At 72.6% G+C, this 24393-nt stretch carries 24 protein-coding genes and 1 other RNA gene; 7 read left to right on the top strand and 18 right to left on the bottom strand.

Annotated features, from left to right (window positions below; all coding sequences use genetic code 11):
* Positions 1-3: 3 nt before the first annotated feature.
* Positions 4-1188, bottom strand: a complete 1185-nt coding sequence (locus ACK4TT_RS09975; RefSeq protein WP_410212924.1) for a S1C family serine protease — start codon at positions 1186-1188, stop codon at positions 4-6.
* Between ACK4TT_RS09975 and ACK4TT_RS09980 the strand changes: the two genes are divergently transcribed.
* Complete coding sequence (locus tag ACK4TT_RS09980) at positions 1187-4525, top strand: CHAT domain-containing protein (protein WP_410212925.1); 3339 nt, start codon at positions 1187-1189, stop codon at positions 4523-4525. The two genes, ACK4TT_RS09975 and ACK4TT_RS09980, sit on opposite strands and share 2 nt — an antisense overlap.
* On the opposite strand, the gene ACK4TT_RS09985 is transcribed toward ACK4TT_RS09980, so the two are convergent.
* Positions 4522-5001 (bottom strand): cupin domain-containing protein, encoded by a 480-nt coding sequence (locus ACK4TT_RS09985; protein ID WP_410212926.1) that lies wholly within the window; start codon positions 4999-5001, stop codon positions 4522-4524. The two genes, ACK4TT_RS09980 and ACK4TT_RS09985, sit on opposite strands and share 4 nt — an antisense overlap.
* Positions 5002-5043: 42 nt before the next feature.
* On the opposite strand from ACK4TT_RS09985, the gene dapE reads away from it, so the two are divergent.
* Together dapE and ACK4TT_RS09995 are read left to right on the top strand one after the other, a co-directional pair.
* On the top strand, positions 5044-6186 hold the full coding sequence (gene dapE, locus ACK4TT_RS09990; protein WP_410212927.1) for a succinyl-diaminopimelate desuccinylase: 1143 nt from the start codon (positions 5044-5046) through the stop codon (positions 6184-6186).
* 117 nt (positions 6187-6303) lie between these two features.
* Entirely contained in the window at positions 6304-6645 is a 342-nt protein-coding gene (locus tag ACK4TT_RS09995; RefSeq protein ID WP_409634872.1) for a hypothetical protein, read from the top strand.
* Positions 6646-6704: 59 nt separating this feature from the next.
* Here the strand turns inward: ACK4TT_RS09995 and ACK4TT_RS10000 are convergent, their stop codons facing one another.
* The 3 genes from ACK4TT_RS10000 to fmt are packed head-to-tail and all read right to left on the bottom strand — an operon-like array spanning position 6705 to position 8814.
* On the bottom strand, positions 6705-7118 hold the full coding sequence (locus ACK4TT_RS10000; protein ID WP_409634874.1) for a hypothetical protein: 414 nt from the start codon (positions 7116-7118) through the stop codon (positions 6705-6707).
* A gap of 32 nt (positions 7119-7150) precedes the next feature.
* The gene (truA, locus tag ACK4TT_RS10005; RefSeq protein ID WP_409634877.1) at positions 7151-7888 is read right to left on the bottom strand and encodes a tRNA pseudouridine(38-40) synthase TruA; all 738 of its coding nucleotides are present in this window, start codon (positions 7886-7888) and stop codon (positions 7151-7153) included.
* Positions 7888-8814, bottom strand: a complete 927-nt coding sequence (gene fmt / locus ACK4TT_RS10010) for a methionyl-tRNA formyltransferase (RefSeq protein WP_410212928.1) — start codon at positions 8812-8814, stop codon at positions 7888-7890. The genes truA and fmt overlap by 1 nt, the downstream gene beginning before the upstream one ends.
* An 82-nt stretch (positions 8815-8896) precedes the next feature.
* On the opposite strand from fmt, the gene ACK4TT_RS10015 reads away from it, so the two are divergent.
* Positions 8897-9220, top strand: a complete 324-nt coding sequence (locus ACK4TT_RS10015; protein ID WP_409634882.1) for a hypothetical protein — start codon at positions 8897-8899, stop codon at positions 9218-9220.
* A gap of 32 nt (positions 9221-9252) precedes the next feature.
* Here ACK4TT_RS10015 and ACK4TT_RS10020 read toward each other — a convergent pair whose 3' ends face one another.
* Positions 9253-9483, bottom strand: a complete 231-nt coding sequence (locus ACK4TT_RS10020) for a hypothetical protein (RefSeq protein ID WP_409634885.1) — start codon at positions 9481-9483, stop codon at positions 9253-9255.
* Between the two features lie 247 nt (positions 9484-9730).
* Here ACK4TT_RS10020 and ACK4TT_RS10025 point away from each other — a divergent pair, with 247 nt between their 5' ends.
* Positions 9731-12172, top strand: coding sequence for a hypothetical protein (locus ACK4TT_RS10025; RefSeq protein WP_410212929.1), 2442 nt, complete (start codon positions 9731-9733; stop codon positions 12170-12172).
* A 131-nt stretch (positions 12173-12303) separates the two neighbouring features.
* Here the strand turns inward: ACK4TT_RS10025 and ACK4TT_RS10030 are convergent, their stop codons facing one another.
* The 10 genes from ACK4TT_RS10030 to ACK4TT_RS10075 form a co-directional block, all read right to left on the bottom strand.
* The gene (locus tag ACK4TT_RS10030) at positions 12304-12813 is read right to left on the bottom strand and encodes a peptide deformylase (protein WP_409634891.1); all 510 of its coding nucleotides are present in this window, start codon (positions 12811-12813) and stop codon (positions 12304-12306) included.
* Positions 12814-12863: 50 nt separating this feature from the next.
* The gene (locus tag ACK4TT_RS10035) at positions 12864-14084 is read right to left on the bottom strand and encodes a DNA recombination protein RmuC (RefSeq protein ID WP_410212930.1); all 1221 of its coding nucleotides are present in this window, start codon (positions 14082-14084) and stop codon (positions 12864-12866) included.
* 32 nt (positions 14085-14116) lie between these two features.
* Positions 14117-14719, bottom strand: a complete 603-nt coding sequence (gene recR / locus ACK4TT_RS10040) for a recombination mediator RecR (protein ID WP_409634896.1) — start codon at positions 14717-14719, stop codon at positions 14117-14119.
* A gap of 11 nt (positions 14720-14730) precedes the next feature.
* A complete protein-coding gene (locus ACK4TT_RS10045) occupies positions 14731-15888 on the bottom strand; it encodes a M23 family metallopeptidase (RefSeq protein WP_410212931.1) in 1158 nt (385 codons plus the stop codon).
* Positions 15888-16211 (bottom strand): YbaB/EbfC family nucleoid-associated protein, encoded by a 324-nt coding sequence (locus ACK4TT_RS10050; RefSeq protein ID WP_409634901.1) that lies wholly within the window; start codon positions 16209-16211, stop codon positions 15888-15890. The genes ACK4TT_RS10045 and ACK4TT_RS10050 overlap by 1 nt, the downstream gene beginning before the upstream one ends.
* 102 nt (positions 16212-16313) lie before the next feature.
* On the bottom strand, positions 16314-18131 hold the full coding sequence (locus ACK4TT_RS10055) for a DNA polymerase III subunit gamma/tau (RefSeq protein WP_409634904.1): 1818 nt from the start codon (positions 18129-18131) through the stop codon (positions 16314-16316).
* Between the two features lie 55 nt (positions 18132-18186).
* Complete coding sequence (locus ACK4TT_RS10060) at positions 18187-19779, bottom strand: family 43 glycosylhydrolase (protein WP_409634907.1); 1593 nt, start codon at positions 19777-19779, stop codon at positions 18187-18189.
* A 57-nt stretch (positions 19780-19836) separates the two neighbouring features.
* Positions 19837-19935: signal recognition particle sRNA small type (gene ffs, locus ACK4TT_RS10065), an RNA gene on the bottom strand.
* 91 nt (positions 19936-20026) lie between these two features.
* Positions 20027-20317 (bottom strand): hypothetical protein, encoded by a 291-nt coding sequence (locus ACK4TT_RS10070; RefSeq protein WP_409634909.1) that lies wholly within the window; start codon positions 20315-20317, stop codon positions 20027-20029.
* Positions 20287-20673: a calcium-binding protein gene (locus ACK4TT_RS10075; RefSeq protein WP_409634912.1), complete on the bottom strand. Its 387-nt coding sequence runs from the start codon at positions 20671-20673 to the stop codon at positions 20287-20289. Before ACK4TT_RS10075 ends, ACK4TT_RS10070 begins: the two co-directional genes overlap by 31 nt.
* Positions 20674-20884: 211 nt before the next feature.
* On the opposite strand from ACK4TT_RS10075, the gene nudC reads away from it, so the two are divergent.
* Positions 20885-21817 (top strand): NAD(+) diphosphatase, encoded by a 933-nt coding sequence (gene nudC / locus ACK4TT_RS10080; RefSeq protein ID WP_409634915.1) that lies wholly within the window; start codon positions 20885-20887, stop codon positions 21815-21817.
* A gap of 123 nt (positions 21818-21940) precedes the next feature.
* Here the strand turns inward: nudC and ACK4TT_RS10085 are convergent, their stop codons facing one another.
* Complete coding sequence (locus tag ACK4TT_RS10085; protein ID WP_409634918.1) at positions 21941-22789, bottom strand: prephenate dehydratase; 849 nt, start codon at positions 22787-22789, stop codon at positions 21941-21943.
* A complete protein-coding gene (locus tag ACK4TT_RS10090; protein WP_409634921.1) occupies positions 22786-23532 on the bottom strand; it encodes a 3-deoxy-manno-octulosonate cytidylyltransferase in 747 nt (248 codons plus the stop codon). Before ACK4TT_RS10090 ends, ACK4TT_RS10085 begins: the two co-directional genes overlap by 4 nt.
* Before the next feature lie 128 nt (positions 23533-23660).
* On the opposite strand from ACK4TT_RS10090, the gene ACK4TT_RS10095 reads away from it, so the two are divergent.
* A complete protein-coding gene (locus ACK4TT_RS10095) occupies positions 23661-24377 on the top strand; it encodes a c-type cytochrome (protein WP_410212932.1) in 717 nt (238 codons plus the stop codon).
* Positions 24378-24393 lie beyond the last annotated feature (16 nt).

The raw sequence follows: 24393 nt of genomic DNA on the forward strand, positions 1-24393 counted from the left end.
CGGCTAGTCGAGCTTCTCCCAGCGGTACGGCTCGTCCTCGCCCTTGCGGAAGAAGCCGCGGGTGTCGGGCTTGCCGTCGGCGTCGGTGTCGTAGAGCGCCGTGTCGAAGGTCCCGTCCTGGCCGTCGTCGAAGTACATGGCGTCCAGCTTGCCGTCGCCGTCCTCGTCCACCCACACCGTCATCGGCTGGCGCCTGCTGTCCGGGATGCTGACGATGGAGTCGGCCTCGCCGTCGCAGTCGCGGTCCACCAGCATCTCGCGGCCCTTGGGATCGGTCGTCCGCTTCTCGGACACCGTGGTCGGCTCGCACTTGTCGCCCGCCGCCGCGTTCGTGGTGCGGATCATGCGGTCCTCGGTGCGCGCCAGGAACGACTTCACGTCCTCGGCCGAGACCGCGTAGTTCAGCCCCTCGCCCTCGCCGATGAAGCTGTTGACGCCCACGATCTCCAGATCGTCGTTCAGCAGGGGCCCGCCCGAGTTGCCGGGGTTGAGCGGCGTCTGGGTCTGAATGACCGTGGCCTCGTGGCGCACGTCGCCCTTGGGCTGCCAGTGGTAGGCGCGGCGCACCTGACTGACGATGCCCCGGGTATAGGTCCAGGCCTCGCCGGTCGGGTGGCCGATGGCGTGGACGTCGGCGCCCACCTGGAGGGTCGTGGAGTTGCCGATGGCGAGCGGCGTCACGCCCGCCGGAACCTCCTCCACCTGGACCAGCGCCAGGTCCGTCAGTTCGTCGCGGCGGATCACCCTGGCCCGGCGCACGTCGCCCTTGCCGATGGCCGCGCCTTCGACCGCGGGCTTGAAGATCACGCCCACCACCTCGGCGTCGTCCACGACGTGCAGGTTGGTGAGGATCTTGCCGTCCGCCGAGATCAGGGCGCCCGAGCCCAGGCCGTCGCGGGTGACGATCAGCACCACCGCGGGCGAGGCCTTCTGGTAGATGCGGGTCTCGGCGGCCCCGCGCGTCGCCGCCTGGCCCTCGGGCTTCAGGCGCGACAGCGCCTGTCCATAGCGCACCGCCGATCCGTCGAGGTTCGGCAGGTCCGCCTTGCCGCTCGCGGGCGTCCCGCCGGGCAGTTCCACGGCCTGGCCCAACCTGGCTGCCGGCGGCCCGGCTTCCAGTGGCGCGGCCCATGCGTATGATGCCACCGAAAGCGCCGCCGCGGCGGCCGCCGCATGGATCGTCTTCATGAGCCTCGCCCCCCGGGAACGCCTGTCGGCGGGAAGACTAGCTGGGGTCCTGTTCGCGGCAAGCGTGTTTCTGGCCTCGCCACACTTCACCCTGGCGGCCGCGGCGCCGGAGCCACAGGCCGGGCTGAACGCCTCTGACGGCGAGGCCTACCTGGGCGGCCAGGTCGCCGCCGCCGAGCGCGCGCTCGGGGACGGCCGCGAGGCGGACGCCATCGACGCGGCCGACCGGACGCTCTCGCTGGTCGCCAGCCTGCGAAATCCGGAAGCCGCGCCCCAGGTCGTGGCCGTGGCCGTGTCGCGCACCCTCAAGGTGCTGGTCGAGGCGGGGGAGGGCGAGCGGGCCTGGGGCCTCTACCGCGCCGCCGGCGCCGACGTGGCCCGCGCCCTGCCGCCCGGCCCAGAGATGGAGCTCTTCCGTGCGACCGAGGCCCGCCTGCTGCAGCAGGGCGGCGAGCTCGCCGGCCATCCGCTCGCCGCCGCGCTGGCGCTGCCGCCCGGACCCGAGCGCCAGACGGGCCTCCTGGCGCTCGGCCGGTCGATCCGCGCGAGCGCGCTCGCGCCCGGCGCGGACCGCCGCTGGAACCGCCCCGAGGCCGCGGACCGGATGCTGGTGGCCGCCGCCCTGTCGGAGGTGGAGCGCGCCGATCCCGAGACGGCCTTCGTGCTGATCCAGCTCGCCGGGCGCACGGGCCCCACCTTCGACGCCGACGCGCTCACCGTCCTCGCCCAGGCCCGCGACGAGCTGCAGCGGCGCACGATCCACCAGGCCCTGCGGCTCACGGCCCGCCGCGACCGCCTGGAGCGGACGGCGATCCAGCGGGTCATGGCCCGGGCCGCGGCCGGAAAGGCGCCGGGCGGCGTGCTCGGCCACGATCCCGAAGCCCGCCTCGTGCTGCGCGACTTCAACCGGAGGCTCGCCGACGCCCGGTCGGCCCTCGCCCGGGACGGCCTGTCGCTCACGCCCCCTCCCGCCGTTCGGCTGGCCGCCTTCCAGCGGGCGCTCGGCCCCGGCGAAGCGGCCCTGGCGGCGGTCCCCGCGGCCGGCGGCCAGGCCCTCGTCTGCGTCCGCCGCGACGGCGTCACCCGCGCCTTCGCCGCCGTCGATCCCCAGCGCCTGAAGCTGGACACCCGCGTGGTGCAGCAGGCCCTGACGGCGACCCATGCTCCGTCCGAAGCACTCGACGCCCAGTTCCCGGCCGAGGCCGCCGCGCGCCTGTACGACGCCCTCGTGCGCCCCGTGGAGGGATGCCTGAAGCCCGGCGACCGCATCCTCTGGCTGGCCGGCGCGGCAGGCGCCCAGGTCCCGCTCGCCGCCCTGCTGCCCGCCGTTCCGCCGAAGCTGGAGCACGGCTACGACCTCGCCCGGGCCGACTGGCTCGTGCGCCGCCACGCCATCGCCTACGCGGGTTCGGCCGGCGTTGTCCTCGCCGGCCGTTCGGGGCCCCGCCGACCGGGCGCCGACTTCGACTTCCTGGGCGTGGGCGATCCGGTGCTGGGCCCCGGCCAGGATGAGGCCGTGCTCCGCGGGACCGGCCTTTCGGCCCTCGCGCCCCTGCCCGAAACCCGCGACGAACTCATCGCCTCGGCGCGCGGCTTCGCCGCCCCGCGCCTGCTGATGCAGGGGGACGCCACCGAGCGGGCCCTGCGCGGCGAGATGACAGGCGCCTACCGCTACCTCTCCTTCGCCACCCACGGCCTGGTCCGCGAGGACCTGCAGGGCCTCTCCGACCCCGCCCTCGTGCTGACGCCCGTGGCCGCCGGCGATCCGCTGGACGACGGCCTCCTCACCGCCTCCGAGATCGCCGACCTCAACCTGCGCGCCGCCTTCGTGGCGCTCTCGGCCTGCAACACGGCCAACTTCGACCTCACCCAGATGGCCCGCGACCTGCCGGCCTTGGCCTCGGCTTTCGCGGTGGCCGGCGTGCCCGTGACCCTGGGCACGCTCTGGCCCGTGGACTCCGAAACCGGCCAGCGGGTGGTGACCGGCGTCTTCGAGCGGCTGAAGGCCCCAGGGACCGCGCCGGCCGACGCCCTGGCCGACGCCCAGCGCGCCTTCCTCGACGCGCCCCCCGACCGGGCCCGGCTGCACCCGCGCTTCTGGGCCCCGTTCCTCGTCCTGGGCGACGGCGGCGCGGCGGCGGTCCCGGCGTCTGATGGCCTGCGCCTGGCGGGCGTCGAGGTGCTGACCCGCAGGGGCGGCGAGGTGCTGGCCCTGGACCGCAGCGGCGGCGAAGTCGCGGCCCGCCTGATCTCCGACGCCGACCAGACCGGCCGTCACGCCGCCGCCGTGCGCCTGGTCCGCGAGGGCCGGGAGTCCTGGCGGACGGAGGCCCCCGGCACGGGCGCCGCGCGCGTCCTGGCCCGGTTCGGCGACACCCTGGTGGTCGGCGGCGCCGCCCTGGGAGTCCAGGACCGCTACGTCCCCGTGCTCGACCTGCTGGATGCGAGGACCGGCGCGACGCTTGGAACCTGGCGCGGCGAAGGCCTCGCCCGGGTCGACGCCTTCCCCATGGCCGCCGCCATGAGCGGCGACCGGCTCGTCGTCGCCGTGGCCGAGCGGAACCTGCGCGACCCGCCCGAGGCCGGCGGCGGGCGCTTGCACCTGCTCGCCGTCCGGCCCGACCAGCCGCCCCGCGTGCTCACGACCCTGGCGGCGCCGGGCCATATCATCTCGAGCGCCACCGTCACGGCGCTCGGCGAGCGCCTGCTCGTCACCTGGAGCGACGACCAGGCGCCCATGGCCCAGCGCCCACCCGACTGGACCGACGACTACGACGCCCCCTACTGCCGCTGGGATCGGACGACCCGCGCCGAGCTGCTGGACGGCGCGACCGGGGCCCGGCTCGCCTCGGCCGAGCTGCCGGGCGTGCTCGCCTCGGCCGCCGTCCCGGGCCCGCGCGGGAGCGTCCTGCTGGGCGGCTCGCGCCGGGAGGGCTGCGGCGAGGCCAAGGCCGTCGTCGTGGCCCTGGACGCCTCGCTGAAGGCCCGCACCGTCTACCTCGACGACAGCCTGGGGGCCTCGGACGTGCGCGCGCTCGCGCCCCGCCCCGGCGGCCAAACCCTGATCGCGGCCAGCAAGGAGAACGTCGTGGACTACCGCCCGCCCGATCTCGCCCGGGCGCGGCGGGCCAACCCTTATGCCCTCCTGCCCTTCCCCCACACCTATTCAGGCCTGCTCGTGACCCTGGGCCCCGACGGCCGGGCCGGCGCGCCCCGGCTGCTGGACTCCGGCTCCAACATCTACGTCACCGCCCTGGCGGCCGATGCTGACGACATCCTGCTGGCCGGCGCCGTCGCGGGCCAGGCGGCGATCTTCCGGCTGACCGAGGGGCGCTAGCGCTTTCGCCCGCTCGACGTCTCGTAGGGCGTCCCGTCGCGGTGGCGGTAGGTCACCTCGCCCTGGTTCAGGAGGAGGTCGATGCCGGGATAGTCCACCGCGTCCTCGGCGGGCTTGCGCGAACCCACCTCCAGCAGCACGGCCTCGCGGTCGGAACGGTTCTGGATGTGGTGGCCGTTGGGCGCGCCGGCCGGGAAGCCCGCGCAGTCGCCGGCCCGCAGGACGTGTTCCCCGGCGTCGTCCACCAGCACCACCTCGCCCTCGACCACCCAGACGAACTCGTCCTCGGCGGTGTGCCAGTGCCGCTGGCTGGTCCAGGCGCCCGGCGGCAGGCGCATCAGGTTCACGCCGAACTGGGTAAGCCCGGCCGCGTCGCCGAGCTTCCAGCGTTTCCGTTCCCGGCAGGGCTCGTCGAACGGCGGCGGATAGGCCGTCCCGAAACGCGTCGGCGCGCTGTCGATGTCGATCTTGGGCATGTCCCTCTCGCCTCTGGCCGCTTTGGCAGGTAATGCGGCCCCATGAGCGCCGCCATAGACGCCGTCGAGCTTTCGCGCGAGCTGATCCGCAAGCCCTCCGTCACGCCCGCCGACGAGGGCGCCATGGACGTGGTCCAGCGCACCCTGGCCGGCCTGGGCTTCGCCTGCCGCCGGATGAAGTTCGGCGACATCGAGAACCTCTACGCCCGATTCGGGACGGCCCGGCCCAACCTCTGCTTCGCCGGCCACACCGACGTGGTGCCGGTGGGCGACGGCGCCGCCTGGTCCAAGGACGCCTTCGCCGCCGAGGTGGTGGACGGCGTGCTGATCGGCCGGGGCGCGGTGGACATGAAGTCCGCCATCGCCGCCTTCGCCGCGGCGTGCGCCGACGCCATCGCGGCGGGCAGGGTGACGGGCTCGGTCTCCTTCCTCATCACCGGGGACGAGGAGGGCGTGGCGACCCACGGCACGAAGAAGGTCGTCGAGGCCCTGCTGGCCGAGGGCGAGGCCATCGACCACTGCGTGGTGGGCGAACCGACCTCGGCGGAGTCCTTCGGCGACATGGTCAAGGTGGGCCGCCGGGGCTCGATCAACGCCGACATCCTGGTCGAGGGTATCCAGGGCCACGTGGCTTATCCCCACCGGGCCGCCAATCCCGTCCCCGTGCTGGTGCGCCTGCTGGCCGCCCTCCAGGACCGGGTGCTGGACGAGGGCTATCCCGAGTTCCAGCCCTCGAACCTGGAGGTCACCATGATCGAGGCGCCCAACACGGCGGCCAACATCATCCCGGGCGTCGCCCGCGCGCGGCTCAACATACGCTTCAACCCCAACCACACTGGCCAGGGCCTGGCCGACTGGATCGCCGCCGAGGCGGAGAAGGCGGCCGAGGGCTTCAAGGGCCGCGTCACCGTCACCCCCCAGATCAGCGGCGAGGCCTTCCTGACCGAACGCGGCCCGTTCACCGACCTCATCGCCGCCGCCGTGAAGGACGTCACCGGCGCCGAGCCCGAGCTCTCCACCTCGGGCGGCACCTCGGACGCCCGCTTCATCCGCGCGCTGTGCCCGGTCGTCGAGGTGGGCCTGGTCGGCCGCACCATGCACCAGGTGGACGAACGCGCGCCGGTGGACGAGATCCGCCGCCTCCAGGCCGTCTACGCCCGCATCCTCGAACGCTATTTCGCGTAGAGGCTTCGACGTCGGCCGTTTTATCTGCGCCAAGGCGGCCCGAGCTTGGCCGTGCTCGCGTGGCGGAACAGCCGGGGCCCATGGACCGTTGCGCCGGCGGCAACCCAGGAGGACGATATGCGCGCCCTTGTGATATCGGCGACCGCCACGCTCGCGGCGACGGCCTTGGCCGGATGCGCCAGCACCTACGGCGACGGCTACGCCTCGGCGTGCGAGCGGGACTACCAGCGCAACCGGGCCGCGGCCATCGCGGCGGGCGCGGTGATCGGCGGCGCCGCCGGCGCGGCCGTCGCCAAGGACGACGCGGCGGGCGCCGCCATCGGGGCGATCGCCGGCGGCCTGATCGGCAGCCAGCTTTCCAAGCGCGACGACCCGTGCGGCTACGGCTTCGGCGGCTATCCGCTGGACCCTGCCTACGGCTACTGGGACGAGCGGGCCGGGCGCTGGGTGCGGCGCTAAAGCGCGATCCGCAAAAGTGGAAGCCGGTCTTGCGATCAGATCGCGATTGAAGCCCTAGGCTACGGGACCGGCGTCAGCTTCCAGACCTTCATCGCCACCTCCGGCTCCTCGCCCTCGGCGCGGGAGAGCGGCCCGGTGGCCTCGACGGTCTTCTGCAACAGGCCCTTCACCTCCCGGGCGGGGACGTCGAGGCGCACGATCGTGACGCGGAAGTCCGGCGCCTCGGTGAGCGCCGTCGCCCTGTCGGCCACGCAGATCCGGTCGGGCAGGACGAGGGCGTAGTAGTCGGTCTTGCGCTCGCGCATGATCGAGCCTTCCTCGTCCGTGAAGGCCTCGAAGGCATAGACCTTGCCCTTCAGCGTGGTGTCGGCGGCGCCGTAGACCTGGCAGCGCTCGGCGGCGGCGGCTCCGCCCGGGACGATGGGGGTCGAGACCAGGAGAGCCAAGGCCGCGAGGCTCGTCGATCGGATCACGCGCGGTCCCCCAGAAGCACGGCGAAGGTTCCTCAGTAGGAGACGCCTGTCAAATAGAGGCCCTCGGCCGGCGCGACGGGCCCGCAGGCCCGGCGGTCGCGGGCCTCCAGGGCGGCGGCGAGGTCGCCCTTCGTCCAGCGGCCGGCGCCCACCTCGGCCAGGCTGCCGGTCATCGAGCGCACCTGCCGGTGCAGGAACGAGCGCGAGGCGAACTCCAGCACCACCTCCTCGCCTTCCCGGCGCACCCGGGCCACGTCCAGCGTCTTCATCGGCGACTTCGCCTGGCAGCCCAGGTCGCGGAAGGTGGTGAAGTCGTGGTGGCCGACCAGCGCCTGGGCGGCGGCGTGCATGGCGTCCGCGTCCAGCGGCTTCTTCACGTGCCAGACCCGGCCCTGGTCCAGGGCCGGCGGCGCCCAGCGGTTGAGGATGCGGTAGAGGTAGCGCCGCTCGGTGGCCGAGAAGCGGGCGTGCCAGCCCTCCTGCGCGACTCTCGCCTCCAGCACGGCGATCGGCTCGGGGACCAGGTGGGCGTTCAGCGCGTTGCGCACCGTCTCGGCCTTCCAGTCCTTTTCGAGGTCGATGTGGACCACCTGGCCGGTGGCGTGGACGCCGGTGTCGGTCCGCCCCGCCGCGTGCACCCGGACGTCCTCGCCGCAGAAGGCCTTCACCGCCCGCTCCAGCGAGCCCTGGACCGACGGCAACCGCTCCTGGGCCTGGAAGCCGTGGTAGGGCCGGCCGTCGTATTCCAGCAGGAGCCGGTAGCGCGGCATCAGGACAGCCTCGTCCCGGCCGGTACGGGGGTGCCGCGCAGGAAGGTCTCGGCGTCCTGCGGGCCGCGCCCCTCGCGCTGCACCTTCAGGAGCCGCACGGCGCCCTGCCCGGTCCCGACCAGCAGCCGGTCGTCCAGGGTGACGCCCGGCGGGCCCTCCGCCTCCTCGAACGCCGAGAGCAGGGCCTTAACCCGCACCGGGCCCTTGTCCGTGGGCAGCTCGAACCAGGCGCCGGGGAAGGGTGAGAGGCCGCGGATCTTGCGGTCGATCTCGGCGCCCGGCTTGGTCCAGTCGATGCGGGCCTCCCTGGGCCGGATCTTCTTGGCGTAGGTGACGCCGTCCTCGGCCTGGGGCGTCTCCACCGCGCGGCCCGCTTCGATCTCCGCGAGCGTCTCGACGATCAGGGCGGCGCCCGCCGCGGCCATCCGGTCGTGCAGGGAGCCCGCCGTCTCCAGGGCGTCGATGCGCACGGTGGCGGTCGACAGCACCGGCCCCTCGTCCAGGCCCTCGGTCATGCGCATGACCTGCACGCCCGTCACCTTGTCCCCGGCCATGATCGCCCGCTGGATGGGCGCCGCGCCCCGCCACCTCGGCAGGAGCGAGCCGTGGACGTTGAAGCTGCCCAGTCGCGGCGCCTCCAGCACCTCCCTGGGAAGGATCTGGCCGAAGGCCACCACCACGGCGCAGTCCAGGTCCAGCGCCCGGAACGCCGCGATCTCGGCCGGATCGCGCATGGAGGCCGGCGTGCGCACCGGGATGCCCCGGGCCTCGGCGAAGGCATGCACGGGCGAGGGCTTCAGCTCGTGGCCGCGGCCGCGCGGGGCGGGCGGCTGGGAATAGACGCAGGCCACCTCATGCCCCGCCTCCACGATGGCGGCGAGGGCGGCGACGGCGAAATCGGGGGTGCCCAGGAAGGCGAGACGCATGGCCGGGGTTTAGCGGGCGCAGGTCCGGAAGGGAACTTCGGCCCAAGCGGCGCCGTTGATCCCGCGCTTGAAGGAGCCCGCCATGAAGAACCTCTTCGCCGTCACCACCTTGGGCGTCGCCATCGCGCTGGCCGGCTGCACCCGCGAGGAGCGGGCCGACACCGGAAACGACGTGGAGGCCGCGGCGGGCAAGATCGCCGACGAGGCCCGCGACGCCGCAGGCTCCCCCGAGCTGAAGGAGGTCGGCTCCGAGATCAAGGAGGCCGCCGGCGACGCCGGCCAGGTGATCAAGGAGACCGCCAAGGGCGCCGCCGAAGGCGCCCGCGAAGGCGCCGCCAAGGTCGAGGCCGAGACCCGCGACGCCGGCCCCGACGCGGGTGACGCCCCCCACGGCGCCAAGAACTGAGGGGCGTGGGGGCCGCTTCCGCCCCTTAGGGCTCACCCCGGCGGATCCTTGGGATTGTTCGGGTTGTTGGGGTTCGAAGCGCGGCGCTGCCAAAAACCCAGCAGGTACCGGCCGAAAACCAGCAGGTTGACGCAACTCAACACCCAGTGAAGCCAGGCCGGCGCCGACGGCGTGAGGTCGAAGCGCACCAGGACCCAGTTGAGTCCGAAGAGCGCCAGCATGACCGCCCAGACGTAGAGCGAGTTGCGTGTGTCGGGGCTCACCGCCGTCATCCTTCCGCCAGGGCCGCGCGAACTATGACTGGGAATATCTGGCTTCCGCAACGGATCAACCGCGGGCCTCCGTCTCCTTGCCCGAACCAGGCCTTCGGGGTTTGCGACGGGCTTGACGGCCAAACTGCGGCGCCGCGGACACACGCCCGCAAACCAGGCCTGTTAGTTCGGCCCCAGACCGACCCTGGGAAGGGTTGGAACGTTTGGTGAGCCGACCTGTCGGCCAGGGAGTAAGACGTTGATCCGACGCCAAGGCGCCCGCTGCGCCGTCCTTTTCGCCACCACCGCCATCTCGCTCGGCCTTTCCACCGCCGCTCACGCCCAGGCTCGGACCCAGGCGCCCGCCCCCGAACCCGGCCTGGACGAGGGCTATGAGGTCGACGAGCTGGTGGTCACCGCCGCCCGCGACGTGGTTCCGCGCGGCTCGGTGGTGGGCGAGGCCCAGCCCGAGATGACCTTCGACCAGCGGGAGATTCGCGCCCTGGGCGTCTCCTCCGTGGCCGAGCTGCTGACCGCGCTCGAGCCGCAGCTCGCCAGCGGCCGGGGCCGCGCGGGCGGCCGGCCGATCATGCTGGTCAACGGCCAGCGCATCTCCAGCTTCCGCGAGATTCGCGACCTGCCGCCCGAGGCCATCGTCCGCCTCGAGATCCTCCCCGAGGAGGTGGCCCTGCGCTATGGCTACCGGGCCGACCAGCGGGTGGTGAACTTCGTCCTGCGCCGCCGCTTCCGGGCGATCACCGCCGAGGCCGGCGTGAAGCTGCCGACAGCGGGCGGCCAGGCCGCGTACGACGCCACGCTCGACGGCCTCGTCATCCGCGACGACGCCCGCCAGCAGGTGGACCTGAAGGCCAGCCTCCAGACGCCGCTGCTGGAGTCCGAGCGCAACGTCGTGCGCACGCCCGACGAGACCGCCTTCCGCACCCTCCTGCCCCGTCAGGAGAGCCTGTCGCTGAACGGCGTCTACGCCCGTCCCCTCGGCGAGGGCGTGGCGGCGACCCTGAATGGAAGCCTGGAGTGGACGGACTCCACCGGCCGGCTCGGGCTGAACGCCGGGACCCGGGACGCGCTTCGACGCCTGACCGACACCGACACGGCCCACCTGGGCGGCACGGTGAACGGCGCCCGCTCGGGCTGGCGCTGGTCGCTGACCGGCAACGCCGACTGGACCGACACCCAGACCACCACCGAGGTCGCCTACGATCCCGTCGCCGGCGTCTGGCGCGCGCCCAACACCTCGCGTTCGACCGTGACCTCGGCCGACGTCCAGGGGCTGGTCAACGGCACGCTCGTCACCCTGCCGGCGGGCGGCGTGAACGCGGGCTTCACCGTGGCCGCCGGAACCCAGCGGGTGGAAGGTGAATCGTTCCGCTCCGGCGTCGTCCGCGACACCGACCTCGATCGCCAGACCGTCACCGCCCAGGCCAACCTCGACGTGCCCCTGGCCAGCCGCAAGCGGGGCGGGATCGGGGGCATCGGCGACCTGTCGGTGAACGTCAACGCCAACGTCGAGAACTATTCGGACTTCGGCACGCTCTGGACCCTGGGCGGCGGGCTCACCTGGTCGCCCATCGAGCCGGTGCGCTTGATCGCCTCGATCACCGATGAGGACGGCGCGCCCTCGATCCAGCAGCTCGGCGATCCCGAGACCGTCACGCCGAACGTCCGGGTGTTCGATTTCACCACCGGCCAGACGGTGGAGGTGACCCAGGTCAGCGGCGGCAATCCCGGCCTCTCGGCCGACAACCGGCGGGTCGTGAAGCTGGGCCTGACGCTGAAGCCGTTCGACGAGACCGACTTCGTCATCCGCGCCGACTACACCCGCACGCGCACCGAGGACGAGATCGCGTCCTTCCCGGCCGCGACGCCGCAGGTCGAGGCCGCCTTCCCCGACCGCTTCGTCCGCGACGCGGCGGGCCGGCTGGTGCAGGTGGACGTCCGGCCGGTGAACTTCGCCCGCCACGACGAGCAACAGCTCCGCTGGGGCTTCAACTACTCCCGGCCGCTGAAGAACACCCGGCCCCCGCCGTTCGCGCCGCAGTGGCCGCAAGGGGCGCCTGGAGGCCCGCCGCCGGAAGGCGGTCCCCCGGGCGAAGGCGGCGCGGGCGGCGGCGGCTTCGGCGGCCCGGGCGGCGGCTTCGCCCGCCGCAACTTCGCCGGCGGCAATCTCCAGTTCGCCGTCTTCCACACCTGGCGCATCGAGGACGAGGTGCTGATCCGGCCCGGCGTCCCGGTGCTCGACCTGCTGGACGGCGCGGCGCTCAGCCAGGGCGGCGGCACGTCGCGACACCAGGTGGACGTCCAGACGGGCGTGTCCAGGAACGGCCTGGGCGCGCGCCTCAACGGCCGCTGGCAGGAGGGCACGACGGTCAACGGCGGTCCCTCGGGCGAGAGCTTGCGCTTCTCGGACCTGACCACCTTCGACCTGCGCCTGTTCGCCGACCTCGGCCTGCAGCCCATGGCCCGCGAGCATCCCTGGATGCGCGGCGCCCGCGTGACGCTGGCGGTGGACAACATCTTCGACGAGGTGCGCGACGTGCGCGACGCGGGCGGGACCGTCCCGCTCAGCTACCAGCCCGACCTGATCGACCCCCAGGGGCGGACCATCCGCCTCAGCTTCCGCAAGCTCTTCCTGCCCAGGCTCGCGGCGCCGCCTCCGGAAACGAGGCGGCCGGCGGCATAAACGAGCCCTCATGCAGTCGTAGGGCGAGATCCGCGAAAGTGGACGCCGGTTTTGCGATCAGATGGCGTTCAAGGCTTTGATTTAGCGCCCTTTTATCCCGTTCAAATGATTCCGTTTGAACGGGAAAGGCTCTAGGCGGCCTTGACCAGCTTCTTGACCTTCTTGACCGCCTGCTCGCGCTTAAGCCGCGACAGGTGGTCGATGAACAGCACGCCTTCGAGGTGGTCCATCTCGTGCTGGATGCAGACGGCGAAGAGGCCCTCGGCATCCTCCTCCACCTGCTCGCCCTGGTAGTTCAGGTAGCGCAGCTTCACCCGGGCCGGACGCTCGACCTCGTCGTAGTATTCGGGGACCGAGAGGCAGCCCTCCTCGTAGGGGGCCGTCTCGTCCGAGGCCCACAGGATCTCGGGGTTCACGAAGTAGCGCGGCTGCTTGTCCTCGTCCGGGCGGGCGAGGTCCATGACGATCACCCGCTTGGGCACGCCGATCTGGATGGCGGCCAGGCCGATGCCGGGCGCCGCGTACATGGTCTCCAGCATGTCGTCCATCAGCGCGCGCAGCTCGTCGTCCACCCGCTCGACGGGTTGGGAGACCTGCTTCAGCACCGGGTTCGGGACGACGAGGATTTCGCGGATGGCCATGGTGCGCGAGGTAAGAGCGCTATTCCCGAGCGTCAAGGTGGGAGAAGGTCTCAGTCGCCCTTGCCGCCGGCCGCCAGCCGGACGTTGGGCGCCGGTTCGTCGGTCAGCTTGGAGAGCGGGCGCACGCCCAGCTCCACGTGCGGCAGCTCGGCGATCTCCTTGCCCTGGTGATCGACCTTCAGGTCCTCGAAGCGCCTGGCCTGGGTCAGCACCTGGGTCTCCAGCGAGCCCACGAAGCGGTTGTAGCGCTCGACGGCGGCGCTCAGCGCCTTGCCCACCGAGCCCGCGTGCTCGCCCATCACGGCGATGCGCTTGTAGAGCTCCTTGCCGAGCTCGGCGATCTTCTGGGCGTTGGCCGCCTGCTCCTCCACCCGCCAGCCGTAGGCCACCGCCTTGCAGAGCGCGAAGAGGGTGGTTGGGGTGACGATCACCACGCGCCGGTCCATGGCCTCGTTCATCAGCTCGGGCGCCCGGTCGAGCGCCGCGGCCAGGGCCGAATCCAGCGGCACGAACATGGCCACGAAGTCCGGCGAGGCGTCGAACTGGTCCCAGTAGGCCTTGGCCGACAGGCCGTTGATGTGGCCCTTCACCGAGGCCACGTGGCGCAGGCCGGCGGCGTCGCGGGCCTGATCGTCCAGCGCCTCCTGCAATTCCAGGAAGGCGTTCAGCGAGCACTTGGCGTCGATCACGAACACCCCGCCGCCCGGCAGGCGCACGGTGACGTCCGGCCGCCGCCGGCCCTCCTCGGTGTCGGTGGAGGCCTGCTCCTCGAAGTCGTAGCGGGCCGAAAGCCCCGCCGCCTCCAGCACATTGCGCAGGGTCTGCTCGCCCCAGCGGCCCTGCACGCCGGCGCCCCGGCGCAGCGCCGCCGACAGCTTGCGGGCTTCCTCCTGCGTCGCCGTCGACGCCTGCAAGAGCTGCTGAATCTGGGCCTTCAGGCCGCCGCTGTCCTCGGCCCGCTGCTTCTCGACCTGGGCGACCTGTTCCTGGAACTTCTGGAGGGTGTCGGCCACCGGCTTGAGCTGCGCCTCCAGCCTGGCCTGGGCGAGCTGTTCGCGGTTGCGCTGCGCCTCCTCGTTCTGCCGCAGGATCTCCTGGGCCACGCTGGTCGCCGACTGGGTGAGCTGGGCCCGCAGCAGTTCGCCCTGGGCCTCCAGCGCCTCCATCCGCGCGACGGCGGTGGCCGCCCGCACCCGTTCCCTGAGCGCGAAGGCGACGGCCCCCACAGCGGCGAGGGCGCACGCGACGGCGAGGATCAGCATGGCGTTCATGCTGCGTTCCTACCAGATTCCGTGTGTCGCTTCTACGCCGGCCGCCTGGCCCGCATGGCCTGGGCGATGGTGCCGTCGTCCAGCCAGTCGAGCTCGCCGCCGACCGGCACGCCGCGCGCCAGCATGGTCACGGTGACGTCCGCGCCGGACAGCCGCTCGGCCAGGTAGTGGGCCGTGGTCTGGCCGTCGACCGTGGCGGGCAGGGCCAGGATCACCTCGCGCACCGCCGGGTCCGAGGCCCGCGCCACCAGCGGCCCCACCCGCAAGGCCTCCGGCCCCACCCCGTCCAGCGCCGAGAGCAGGCCGCCGAGGACGTGATAGCGGCCCCGGAAGGCGCCGGCCCGTTCCATGGCCCAGAGCGCGCCCACCTCCTCGACCACGCAGATCAGGGAGGCGTCGCGGCTCCCGTCCGAACAGACGGCGCAGGGGTCCTGGGTGTCGAGGCTGCCGCAGACGGAGCAGGTCTTCACCCGCGCCGCCGCTTCCGACAGCGCGTCCGACAGGGGCAGCAGCAACTGGTCGCGCCGTTTCAGCAGCGCCAGCGCCGCGCGCCGGGCCGACCGGGGTCCGAGCCCCGGCAGCTTGGAAAGCAGCCCGATCAGCCGCTCGATCTCGGGTCCGGCGGAGGCGGCCATGCGTCAGTCCCTCATGGCGCGAAGTCGACGACGGCGCCCGCCGTCGGCAGCTCGCCCGCCACGGGCTTCGGCCGCGCCGCCGCCATGCCCGTCCAGCCCTCGGGGCGTTCCAGAACCTCCAGCGAGGGGACCGTCCCGCGCACCGCCATCGCCTCGAAGGCGTAGGCCAGGCCGTCGCCGCCCAGCGCGGTCACGCCGTCCGAGACGTGCAGGTGCAGGTGGGGTGCGTCCGACTGGCCCGAGTTGCCGAGCTTGCCCACGACCTCGCCGCGCCGGACCTTCTGGCCGGGCTTCACCAGCACCCCGCCGGGCCTGATGTGGCCGTAGAAGGCGTAGGCCCCGCCGCCGATGTCGAGCACCACGTGGTTGCCGCCGACGGTGGCCAGGCTGATCGGAACCGCCGGCGCCTGGCCCGGCGTGTTGTCCGGCAGGTCGTCCTTCACCGCCACGACCGTCCCGTCGGCCACGGCCAGCAGGTCGGCGCCGTAGCCGGTCCAGCTCTCGTTGCGGGCGAGGTCGCCCCGGAACGCGCGGCCCTGGGCGTCGAGCTGCACGAAGTCGATGGCGTAGCGCTGCGAGATGCGCGCCTTGCCGTCCACCACGGCGATCGTGCGCCGGTGGTCCGACTCGTTGGAGAGCGCGTTGGCCGCCACCCAGCCCACGCCCCGGAGCGGCGGGCCCAGCATCAGGGGCGCGCCCTCGGTCGCCACCTCGCCCGCCTGCGCCGTGGTGCGGCTGGCCGGCGCGTCGGGAGCGGTCGCGCGCACCCTGATCCGGTGCGACAGCTTCGCCGGCGCCTGGCCGGGCGCGCTCTCCACATCCATGAACACGGTCACGAAGCCCCCGGCCGGCACGATGAGCTCGGCTCCTTCGGCCGGCTGAGCGCCGCGATGGGACACCATCCCCTTCAGCGCCGCCGCGTCGAAGGCCGCCATCACCGCGCCCGAGGGGGCCAGCGCCTCCAGGGCCTCCAGCGTCACCGGCCGCGGCGCGAAGTTGGTCAGCCGCAGCTCATAGAGCAGGTGCAGGCGGCCCGCGCCCTGCACCGGCGTCGCCCGCGCCGGAACCAGGACGTCGAGCGGGACCACCGACGGCTCCGCCGCCGCCCTGGAAGTCGTAGCCGCTCCCGCCAGCAGCACCGCCGCCAGCGCCCCCAGGACCATCCGCATCAGAACAGCTTCGGCATTCCGGGCATGCCGGCGAACGGGCCGGCGGCCTGGCGCATCACCTCGGCCTGCTTCTCGTCCAGCTTGCGCTTGGCGTCGGCGTGGGCGGCCACCACCAGGTCCGAGACCACCTCGGCCTCGCCGGGGGCCATCAGGCTCTCGTCGATATCGACGCGGGCCAGTTCGCCGGTGCCCTTCAGCTTCACCTTCACCATGCCGCCGCCCGAGGTTCCCTCGATCTCCAGCTCGGCGATCTTCCCCTGGGCGTCGGCCAGCTTCTGCTGCATGGCCTGGGCCTGCTTCATCAGCGAATTCAGGTCTTTCATCTCACTCACCTCGCGCCGAAGGCGCTGTCTTGAAACCGCGGAAGACGCAGAAATCGCAGAAGGCGCCGCGGCGTTCAGCGTCCTTCCGCGCCTTCTGCGGTTCTATCCTTCCTCGTCCTCGTCGTCCGCCTCGACCGGCGGGGCCTCGCCCTCGGCGGCTGCCGGTTGGAGGGTCTGGCGGACGCCCACGATCTCGGCCCCGGGGAAGGCCGCCATCACCGCGCGCACGAAGGGGTCCTGCTCGATGGTCTCGCGGACCTCGCGCTGCTCGCGCTTCTGCTTCTCCCACAGGCTCTCGGCGCCGCCGCCGCCCTGGGCCGAGATCAGCCACCGCTCGCCGGTCCATTCGCGCAGGCGCGCCACCAGCCGCTGGGCCAGGTCGCGCGGCGCGCCGGGCGCCGGCTCGTACTCGATGGCGCCGGGCCGCACGCTGATCGGGCGCACGAACCGCTCCACGTCCAGCTTGAGCGTGATGTCCCGCTTTCGGTCGATCAGCCCCAGGATGGCCTCGAAGCTGGTGAGCTGGGCCATCGGCTCCGCCGACGCCTGCGGCTGGACCGCCGTCTGGCGCGCCACCGCCGTCGCGCCTCCGCCCGAAGCCGGACGCCCGCCCCCACCGCCGCCGGGGCCGCCTCCAGGACCTCCGACTGGCGGTTCGCCCGCCTGCAGCTTCTTCAGCGCCTCCTCGGGGCCGGGCAGGTCGGCGGCGTAGGCCAGCCGGATCAGGGCCATGTCCACCGCCGCGGCCGCGTCTGGGGCGCGGCGCACCTCCTCGTAGGCCTTCAGCGTCAGTTGCCAGATGCGCGACAGGGTCCCGGCCGAGACCGACGCCCCGATGGCCGCCAGCCGCTGGGCCTGCTCCTTGGGCAGGACGAGCGCCTGGGGCCCGATGGCCTTGGCGACGCTCGCCCCGTGGCAGTGGTCCAGCAGGTCCAGCATCACCTGGTCGGGGTTCGCGCCGTAGCCGTAGAGCGTGCGGAAGGTCGTGATCGCCTCGCCCGCCTGGCCGCGCATGAGCTGTTCGAAGAGGCCGATGGTCTGGGCCCGGTCGGCCAGGCCCAGCATGTCGCGGATGGTGGCGGCCGAGACGGTCTGGCCAGGCTCGGCCTGGACGATGGCCTGGTCCAGCATCGACTGGGCGTCGCGCACCGAGCCCTCGGCGGCCCGGGCGATCAGCATCAGGCCCTCGCTCTCGACCCTGGCCCCTTCCGTCTCGCAGATCATCTCCAGGTTCTTGACCAGGGCCTCGGGCTCGACGCGGCGCAGGTCGAAGCGCTGGGTGCGCGACAGGATGGTCACCGGGACCTTGCGGATCTCGGTGGTGGCGAAGATGAACTTGGCGTGCGGCGGCGGCTCCTCCAGCGTCTTCAGGAGCGCGTTGAACGCCCCCGTCGACAGCATGTGGACCTCGTCGATGATGTAGACCTTGTAGCGGGCCTCGACGGGCGCGTAGCGCACCCCGTCCAGCAGCTCGCGGATGTCGTTCACCCCGGTGCGGCTGGCGGCGTCCAGCTCCAGGACGTCCATGTGCCGGCCCTCGATGATGGCGCGGCAGTGCAGCCCCTCTTCCTTCAGGTCGAGGGTGGGCTCGTGGACGGTGGCGGTCTCGTAGTTCAGGGCCCGGGCCAGGAGGCGGGCGGTGGTGGTCTTCCCCACCCCCCTGACGCCGGTCAGCATGAAGGCGTGCGCGATCCGCCCGGTGGCGAAGGCGTTGCGCAGGGTGCGAACCATGGCCTCCTGGCCGTAGAGGTCCTCGAAGGTGCGCGGCCGGTACTTGCGGGCGATGACGGTGTAGGCGGCCGACTCCTCGGCCGACGCAGGAGGGGGCTGCGCCGGCGCGGGAGGCGCGGCGTCCCCGAAGATGTCCCCGGTGTTCGGATCCCGTTCGGGAATCTCTTCGTCGTCCACCATCGCCGCCATCTAATGGCTCGGACCCCGGGAACGGAAGGGGAAAGCGACCGCGATCCCGCGGCGCCTACAGCGCCCGGTAGCGGAAGTCCCGGAAACGGGCGTCGCCCTGGCCGGCCGCGTAGAATCCCGGCTTCAGCATCAGGAACCCGCCGCGGACGTTGTGGTGGTAGCCCGAGACCTCCATCCCCCGGTCGAACCGGCTCCAGGTCCGGCCGCCGTCGCCGCTGGTGTGGAAGCTCACGATGTGCCGGTCGTTGCGCAGGCGGAGGCGCATCCGCCGGCCGTGCGGATTGGCCGGCCGGCCGCGCTCGATCCCGTACTGGTGGGTGACGAACCGCTCCGCGTCGAACCCCAGGCCGCAGTAGAGTTGGCGGTCGTAGAACAGGATCAGGCCCGCCGTGGCGCCCGGGTCGATCTCGATGTCGCACTCCACCTCGTAGGCCTGGTCGCCCACGACCGTCAGCAGGGGCGAGGAGGTGGACGGCGCCACCCCCCGCCCCGCCAGCGTCAGCACCCCGTCCCGCCGGGCGATCCGCGCGGCCTCGTCCGGGGCGGGGTCGAAAAAGCTCCACTGGAGCCCGAGCCGGTCCTCGCGAAAGTCGTCCGACAGCGCCCGCCCGTGCGGCAGCGCCTCGCCGCCGCTCGGCTTGGCGAGGGGCTTCGAGAGGTCGCCGCCGCCGATGTCGAACCAGCCGTCAGCCGTCCAGGTCACCGGCGCCAGCAGGGTCTGGCGGCCCAGGGTCCAGAAACCGTTCTCGTAGCCGTGGTAGACCGCCCACCAGTCGCCGGCCGGACCTTCCACCAGGGTCGCGTGGCCCCGCGACCACCATCGCTCGGAGACGTCCTTCGTCCGGACCAGCGGATTGCGCGGATGGTTCTCCCAGGGACCGGCCAGCGACCGAGACCGGGCGGCGATGACCATGTGGCCGGTGGGCGGGCCCGCCGTGCCGCCGACGGCGGTGATCAGATACCACCAGCCGCCCCGCCGGGTGACCTTCGGCCCCTCTGGCGAGAAGCTCTCCACGTCCCAGTCGTCGGGATAGCGCCAGGGGTCGTAGACGTGCTCGGGCGCCCCGGCCAGCGACAGGCCGTCGGCCGAGATCTTCACCCGGTCGCCGCCCGACAGGAACAGCCACCGCTCGCCCGTGGCCGGGTCGGCGGCGTGGCCGGGGTCGATGTAGCGCTCCAGCCCCAGCTCCACCGGCTCGCTCCACGGCCCCGCGATGCGGTCGGCCCAGATGGCCCAGACCCGGTTGCGGCCCGGCGCCTTGGCGGCGAAGTAGATGAAGTAGCGGCCGTCGTGCTTCACCAGCTCCGGCGCCCACACCGAGCCCACGTTGTGCTTGAGGGCGGCGGTCAGCGGCCGCCAGTTCACCAGGTCGCGGCTACGCCAGACCTGCAGGCCCGGATAGGCGTCGAACGACGAGAAGGTCATGTACCAGTCCCGCCCGTCCCTCAGGATCGACGGGTCCGGGAAGTCGCCGGCCAGGATGGGGTTGAGGAACGTCCCGTCCCCCCGGTCGGCCTTGCGCTGCCCCTCGGGGCCGCGCCCCCAGCCGTCCGCGCGGCGCTCCGCCTCCGGCCGGCCCTGGGCCATGGCGGGCGCGGCCGCGCCCGCGAGGGCGAGCGTCAGGGCGTCACGTCGGTGGATGCGCATGGGCGAACCCTAGGCCCGCGCCCCCGCGCTCCCAACGAGAGTCCGGTTTCAGGGATAAGGTGGAGACCGAACGACAACCCGAAGCGGGACCCGTTGTGGCTGCTTCCTTCCGGACCTGACCAGGTTGGCGAGGCGCTCGTCCGCCGCCGGTCTCCGAGGCGCTATATGGCCGGTGAGCGCCGCAGGGGCAAGGGGAAGGCGATTTGCGCGCTCCTCCCTCCGGGCCCGGGGCCCCGCCGGCCGCGCGTCACACCGAGACGATCCACCCGGTGTCCAGGTTCGAAAGCTGCACGCCCACCAGCACCATCTGGGCGCCGCCGGTCACGTTGATGACCACGTCCGCGCCCACCTGGCTCACGGTGTAGGTCGCGCCGGCTTCCACGCGCACCTGATCGCCCTCGGCGCGGTTGAAATCGGTCACGCGGTCCACGCCCGACCACGTGTGGAGGCCGAGGAGGTCGGCGCCCGCGCCGCCCGAGATTGTGTCGGATCCGCGGTCGCCCCAGATCAGATCGTCGCCGCCGCCTCCGTCCAGCACGTCGTCGCCCTGACCGCCGCGGATCCAGTCGGCCCCTCTCCCCCGAAGCAGGTGTCGTTTCCGAGGTTGCCATAGACGATGTCGTTTCCGGCGTCGCCGCGCAGCACGTCGTTCCCCTGGCCGCCCAGCACCCAGTCGCCGCCGAGGCCGCCGTCCAGGGTGTCGTCGCCCTTGTTGCCGTGCATGTCGTCGAAGTCGGCGCCGCCCACGAGACTGTCGTCGCCGTCCTGCCCGCGCAGGATGTCGCGCCCATCGAGCCCGTCGAGCGTGTCGTTGCCCGCGAGGCCCCACAGCACGTCGTCGCCGCTCGTCCCGTTCAGCAGGTCGTCGCCGAACGTTCCCGCGATATCAGCCATGATCCCGCTCCATCTCCCGGCTGGCCGCGGGGAGGCGACGCAGCCCGATTAGAATCCAAAGATCCTGCGGCGCCGCCTGGTCTCCGACGCCTTGGGGGCCAGTTCGCCCCCTCCGACCTTCCGGCCCGCGCGGGCCGAAAAGGGCGAGGGTTCATGCGCCCTTGAAGCCTATGCTTGGGCTTTCGGGCCCGGGCGGACTATGACATTCGTCATGCCTCTCACCGCCTTCACCAACACCTTCGCCGGCAACCCCCTGAACCGGGCCAGCGACCGGCGCCCCGACGCCGCCTGGCTCGCCTCGCAGCTCGCCTCGGCCGAGAACCTCGGGATCGCGCTCTGGAACGGCCGGCCGCTGGTCGAGCCCCGGGAAGGCGGAGAGAAGGGCGTGCAGATCGCCTACCTGCCCTCGCGCCTGGTGGCCGAGCTCGCCGGCGGGGCCGAACGGCTGCTGTTCCTGGGCCTGTGGAACGAAACCGCCGTCTTCGCCGTGGACCTGGAGGGCCAGGCCGATCCCACCGACGGGCCGCTGCAGGGCCTGGGCCGGTTCGAGGACCTCCGCCAGGTGGCGCTTTCCCTGCCCGCGCCAGAGGCCGGCATCTGCGCCACCGCCAAGTCGATGTTCGAGTGGCGGCGCAAGCACCGCCGCTGCGCCAACTGCGGCGAGCCCACCGAGGTCAGGGACGGCGGCTGGAAGCGCCAGTGCCCGGCCTGCGAGGTCGAGCACTTCCCGCGCACCGACCCGGTGGTGATCATGCTGCCCTATCACGGGGACCGCTGCATGCTGGGCCGTCAGGAGGCCTGGCCCAAGGGCATGTTCTCGGCGCTGGCCGGTTTCCTGGAGCCCGGCGAGAGCATCGAGGAGGCCTGCGCCCGCGAGCTTTCCGAGGAGGCGGGCCTGCGGGCCCGCGCCGTCCGCTACCACTCGACCCAGCCCTGGCCCTGGCCCTCGTCGCTGATGATCGGCCTCCTGGCCGAGGTGGAGGACGACGAGGGAACGCCCGACCAGACCGAATTGTCCGAGGTCCGCTGGTTCACCCGCGCCGAGGCCAGGGCCCTGCTGGCCGGCGAGATCGAGGGCCTGTTCTGCCCCCCGCCGCTGGCGATCGCCCACCAGCTCCTGAAGGCCTGGGTCGAGGAAGCCTAGCCGAGCCGCAGGCTAAGGAAATCCCAGAACCACGGATTTCACGAATCTGCACGGATCGAGGTCCGCGCCGCATCCGTGAAATCCGTGGCTCTCAATCAGGAGGTCGCCGCTTGGCGGCGTTCCCTACGCCCGCGTCGCGCGGAAGGGATCGGCCGGATAGACGCCCAGGATCTCGAACTTCTCGGAGAAGAACTTCAGCTCCTCGATGGCCCGCGCCACGCCGATGTCCTCGGGCCGGCCGTCCACCTCGGCGTAGAAGAAGGTCGCCGTGAAGGCGCCGTTCTCCATGTAGCTTTCCAGCTTGGTCATGTTGACGCCGTTGGTCGCGAACCCGCCCAGGGCCTTGTAGAGCGCGGCCGGCAGGTTCTTCACCCGGAAGATGAAGCTGGTCACGCAGGGGCTGGTGAAGGGCGGCGGCGCGGGCTCCTTCTCGGCCGTCATGACCAGGAATCGCGTCGTGTTGTTGTGCTCGTCCTCGATGTCGCGGACGAGGATGTCGAGGCCGTAGAGGTCGGCGCACAGGGCGGGGCTCACCGCCGCCTTGGCGGGATCGGGATTCTCGGCCAGATCCTTGGCGGCGCCGGCCGTGTCGCCCGCGGCCTGGGTCTTCAGCTTCAGCCGCCGCAGGGTCTTGCGGCACTGGCCGAGCGCGATCGGCATGGAGACCGCCGTCGTCACCTGCTCCAGGGTCACGCCCTTGTTGGCCATGAGCTGGAAGTGGATCGGCTTGAACCGCTCGCCGATGATCTTCAGCCCCGACGACGGCAGCAGGTGGTGGACGTCGGCCACCCGTCCGGCGATCGAGTTCTCCACCGGGATCATGCCGAGCTGGCAGTCGCCCGATTTCACCGCCTCGAAGGCGTCCTCGAAGCTGGCGTGCGGGACGGGCTCGTGGTCGGGGAAGAACTGCGAGCAGGCCTCGTGGCTGTTGGCCCCGAGTTCGCCCTGGAAGGCGATGCGTTCCCTGCTCATTGCGGTTCCCCGATGGTGCGGATGAAGTGGCGGGCGGCTTCGAGATCGGCCGGCGTGTCCACGGAAATGGGGGCCGCGTCGGCCACGGCGGCCCAGATGGAGAGGCCAAGCTCCAGGGCCCGGAGCTGCTCCAGCTTCTCGCGCTGCTCCAGCGGCGAGGGCTGGGCGGCGTTGAACCGCGCCAGCGCCTCGCGCCGGTAGCCGTAGATGCCCACGTGGCGCCACACCGGATGGTCGCCGTAGAGGGTCGAGCGGGTGAAGTAGAGCGCCCGGCCGGTGCGGTCGCCGGGCTGCATGGAGAGGATCGCCTTCACCACGTCGGGATTGGTCCGGTCGTCGGGCGAGGCCTCGGGCGCGACCACCGTGGCGATGTCGCACTCGGCCGTCTCGGCCAGCAGGCCGGCGCAGGCGGTGATCACGTCCGGCTCCACGAAGGGCATGTCGCCCTGCAGGTTGACGATCACGTCGTGCTCGCCGCCCGGGTCCAGGTGGGCGAGCGCGGCCAGGATGCGGTCCGAGCCCGACGGCAGGTCGGGATCGGTCAGCACGGCGCGCCCGCCGGCGTCCAGCACGGCGTCCACGATCTCGGGATCGCCGGCGGCCACGGCCACGGGACCCGCCCCGGCGGCCTCGGCCTGGCGCAGGACGCGGACGATCATCGGGACGCCGCCGATGTCCGCCAGGGGCTTCCCGGGCAGGCGGGTCGCGGCCATGCGCGCGGGGATGAGGACGATCGGGTTCATCTGCGGACTGTCTGGGCGGTTGCGCGAGCGCCGGTAGCGTGTAAGAGAGCCGCACGCAATAAGGGGCGGGTTTCCCGCGTCGTACGCCGACGTTGGCGTCGGCCGAGGAGAGGCGTGATCAAAGGACTATGAGCGACCTTACGTTCAACAAGGTCGCCGGCGCGGTGCTGGCGACGGGCCTGGCCATCGTTGGCCTTCGCGAACTCTCCAGCGGCGTGTTCGCGCCTCACCCGGTCGACAAGCCGGGCTACCTCGTCCAGGTGGCCGAAGGCGGGGCCGAGGGCGGCGCGGCCGCGGAAGCCCCCATCGACTGGGGCACGGTGCTCCCGACCGCCGACGTGGCGGCCGGCGAGGCGACCTTCGCGAAGTGCAAGTCCTGCCACTCGATCGAGCAGGGCGGCCCGAACGGCACCGGCCCGGACCTCTGGGGCGTCGTCGGCCGCAAGCCCGGCACCCACGGCGGCTTCGCCTATTCGCCGGCCATGACCGACTTCGGCGCCAAGCAGCCGGTTTGGGACTACGAACACCTGTCCGAGTTCATCAAGGGCCCCCAGAAGTACATCGCCGGCACCAAGATGACCTTCGTCGGCCTCAAGAAGCCGGAAGACCGCATCAACCTGATCGCCTACCTGCGCAGCCAGGGCGGCACCCTGCCGATCCCGGCGCCGAACCCGGCCGCCGCGGCGGCGCCGGAAGCCGCGGCCCCGGCCGACGGCGCGGCGCCCGGCGCGGCCGCCGAGGGCCAGCCCACGGCCACCGGCTCCACGGCCACGCCGCCCGCCCCGTCGGGCGGCCCGGCCGGCCAGGGCCCCGGCGCCTCGGCCGCGGTTCCCGCCAAGAAGTAAACTTCCGGCCTTCGCC

The organism is Phenylobacterium sp., from assembly GCF_046463815.1.
In the GTDB taxonomy this organism is placed as follows: domain Bacteria; phylum Pseudomonadota; class Alphaproteobacteria; order Caulobacterales; family Caulobacteraceae; genus Phenylobacterium.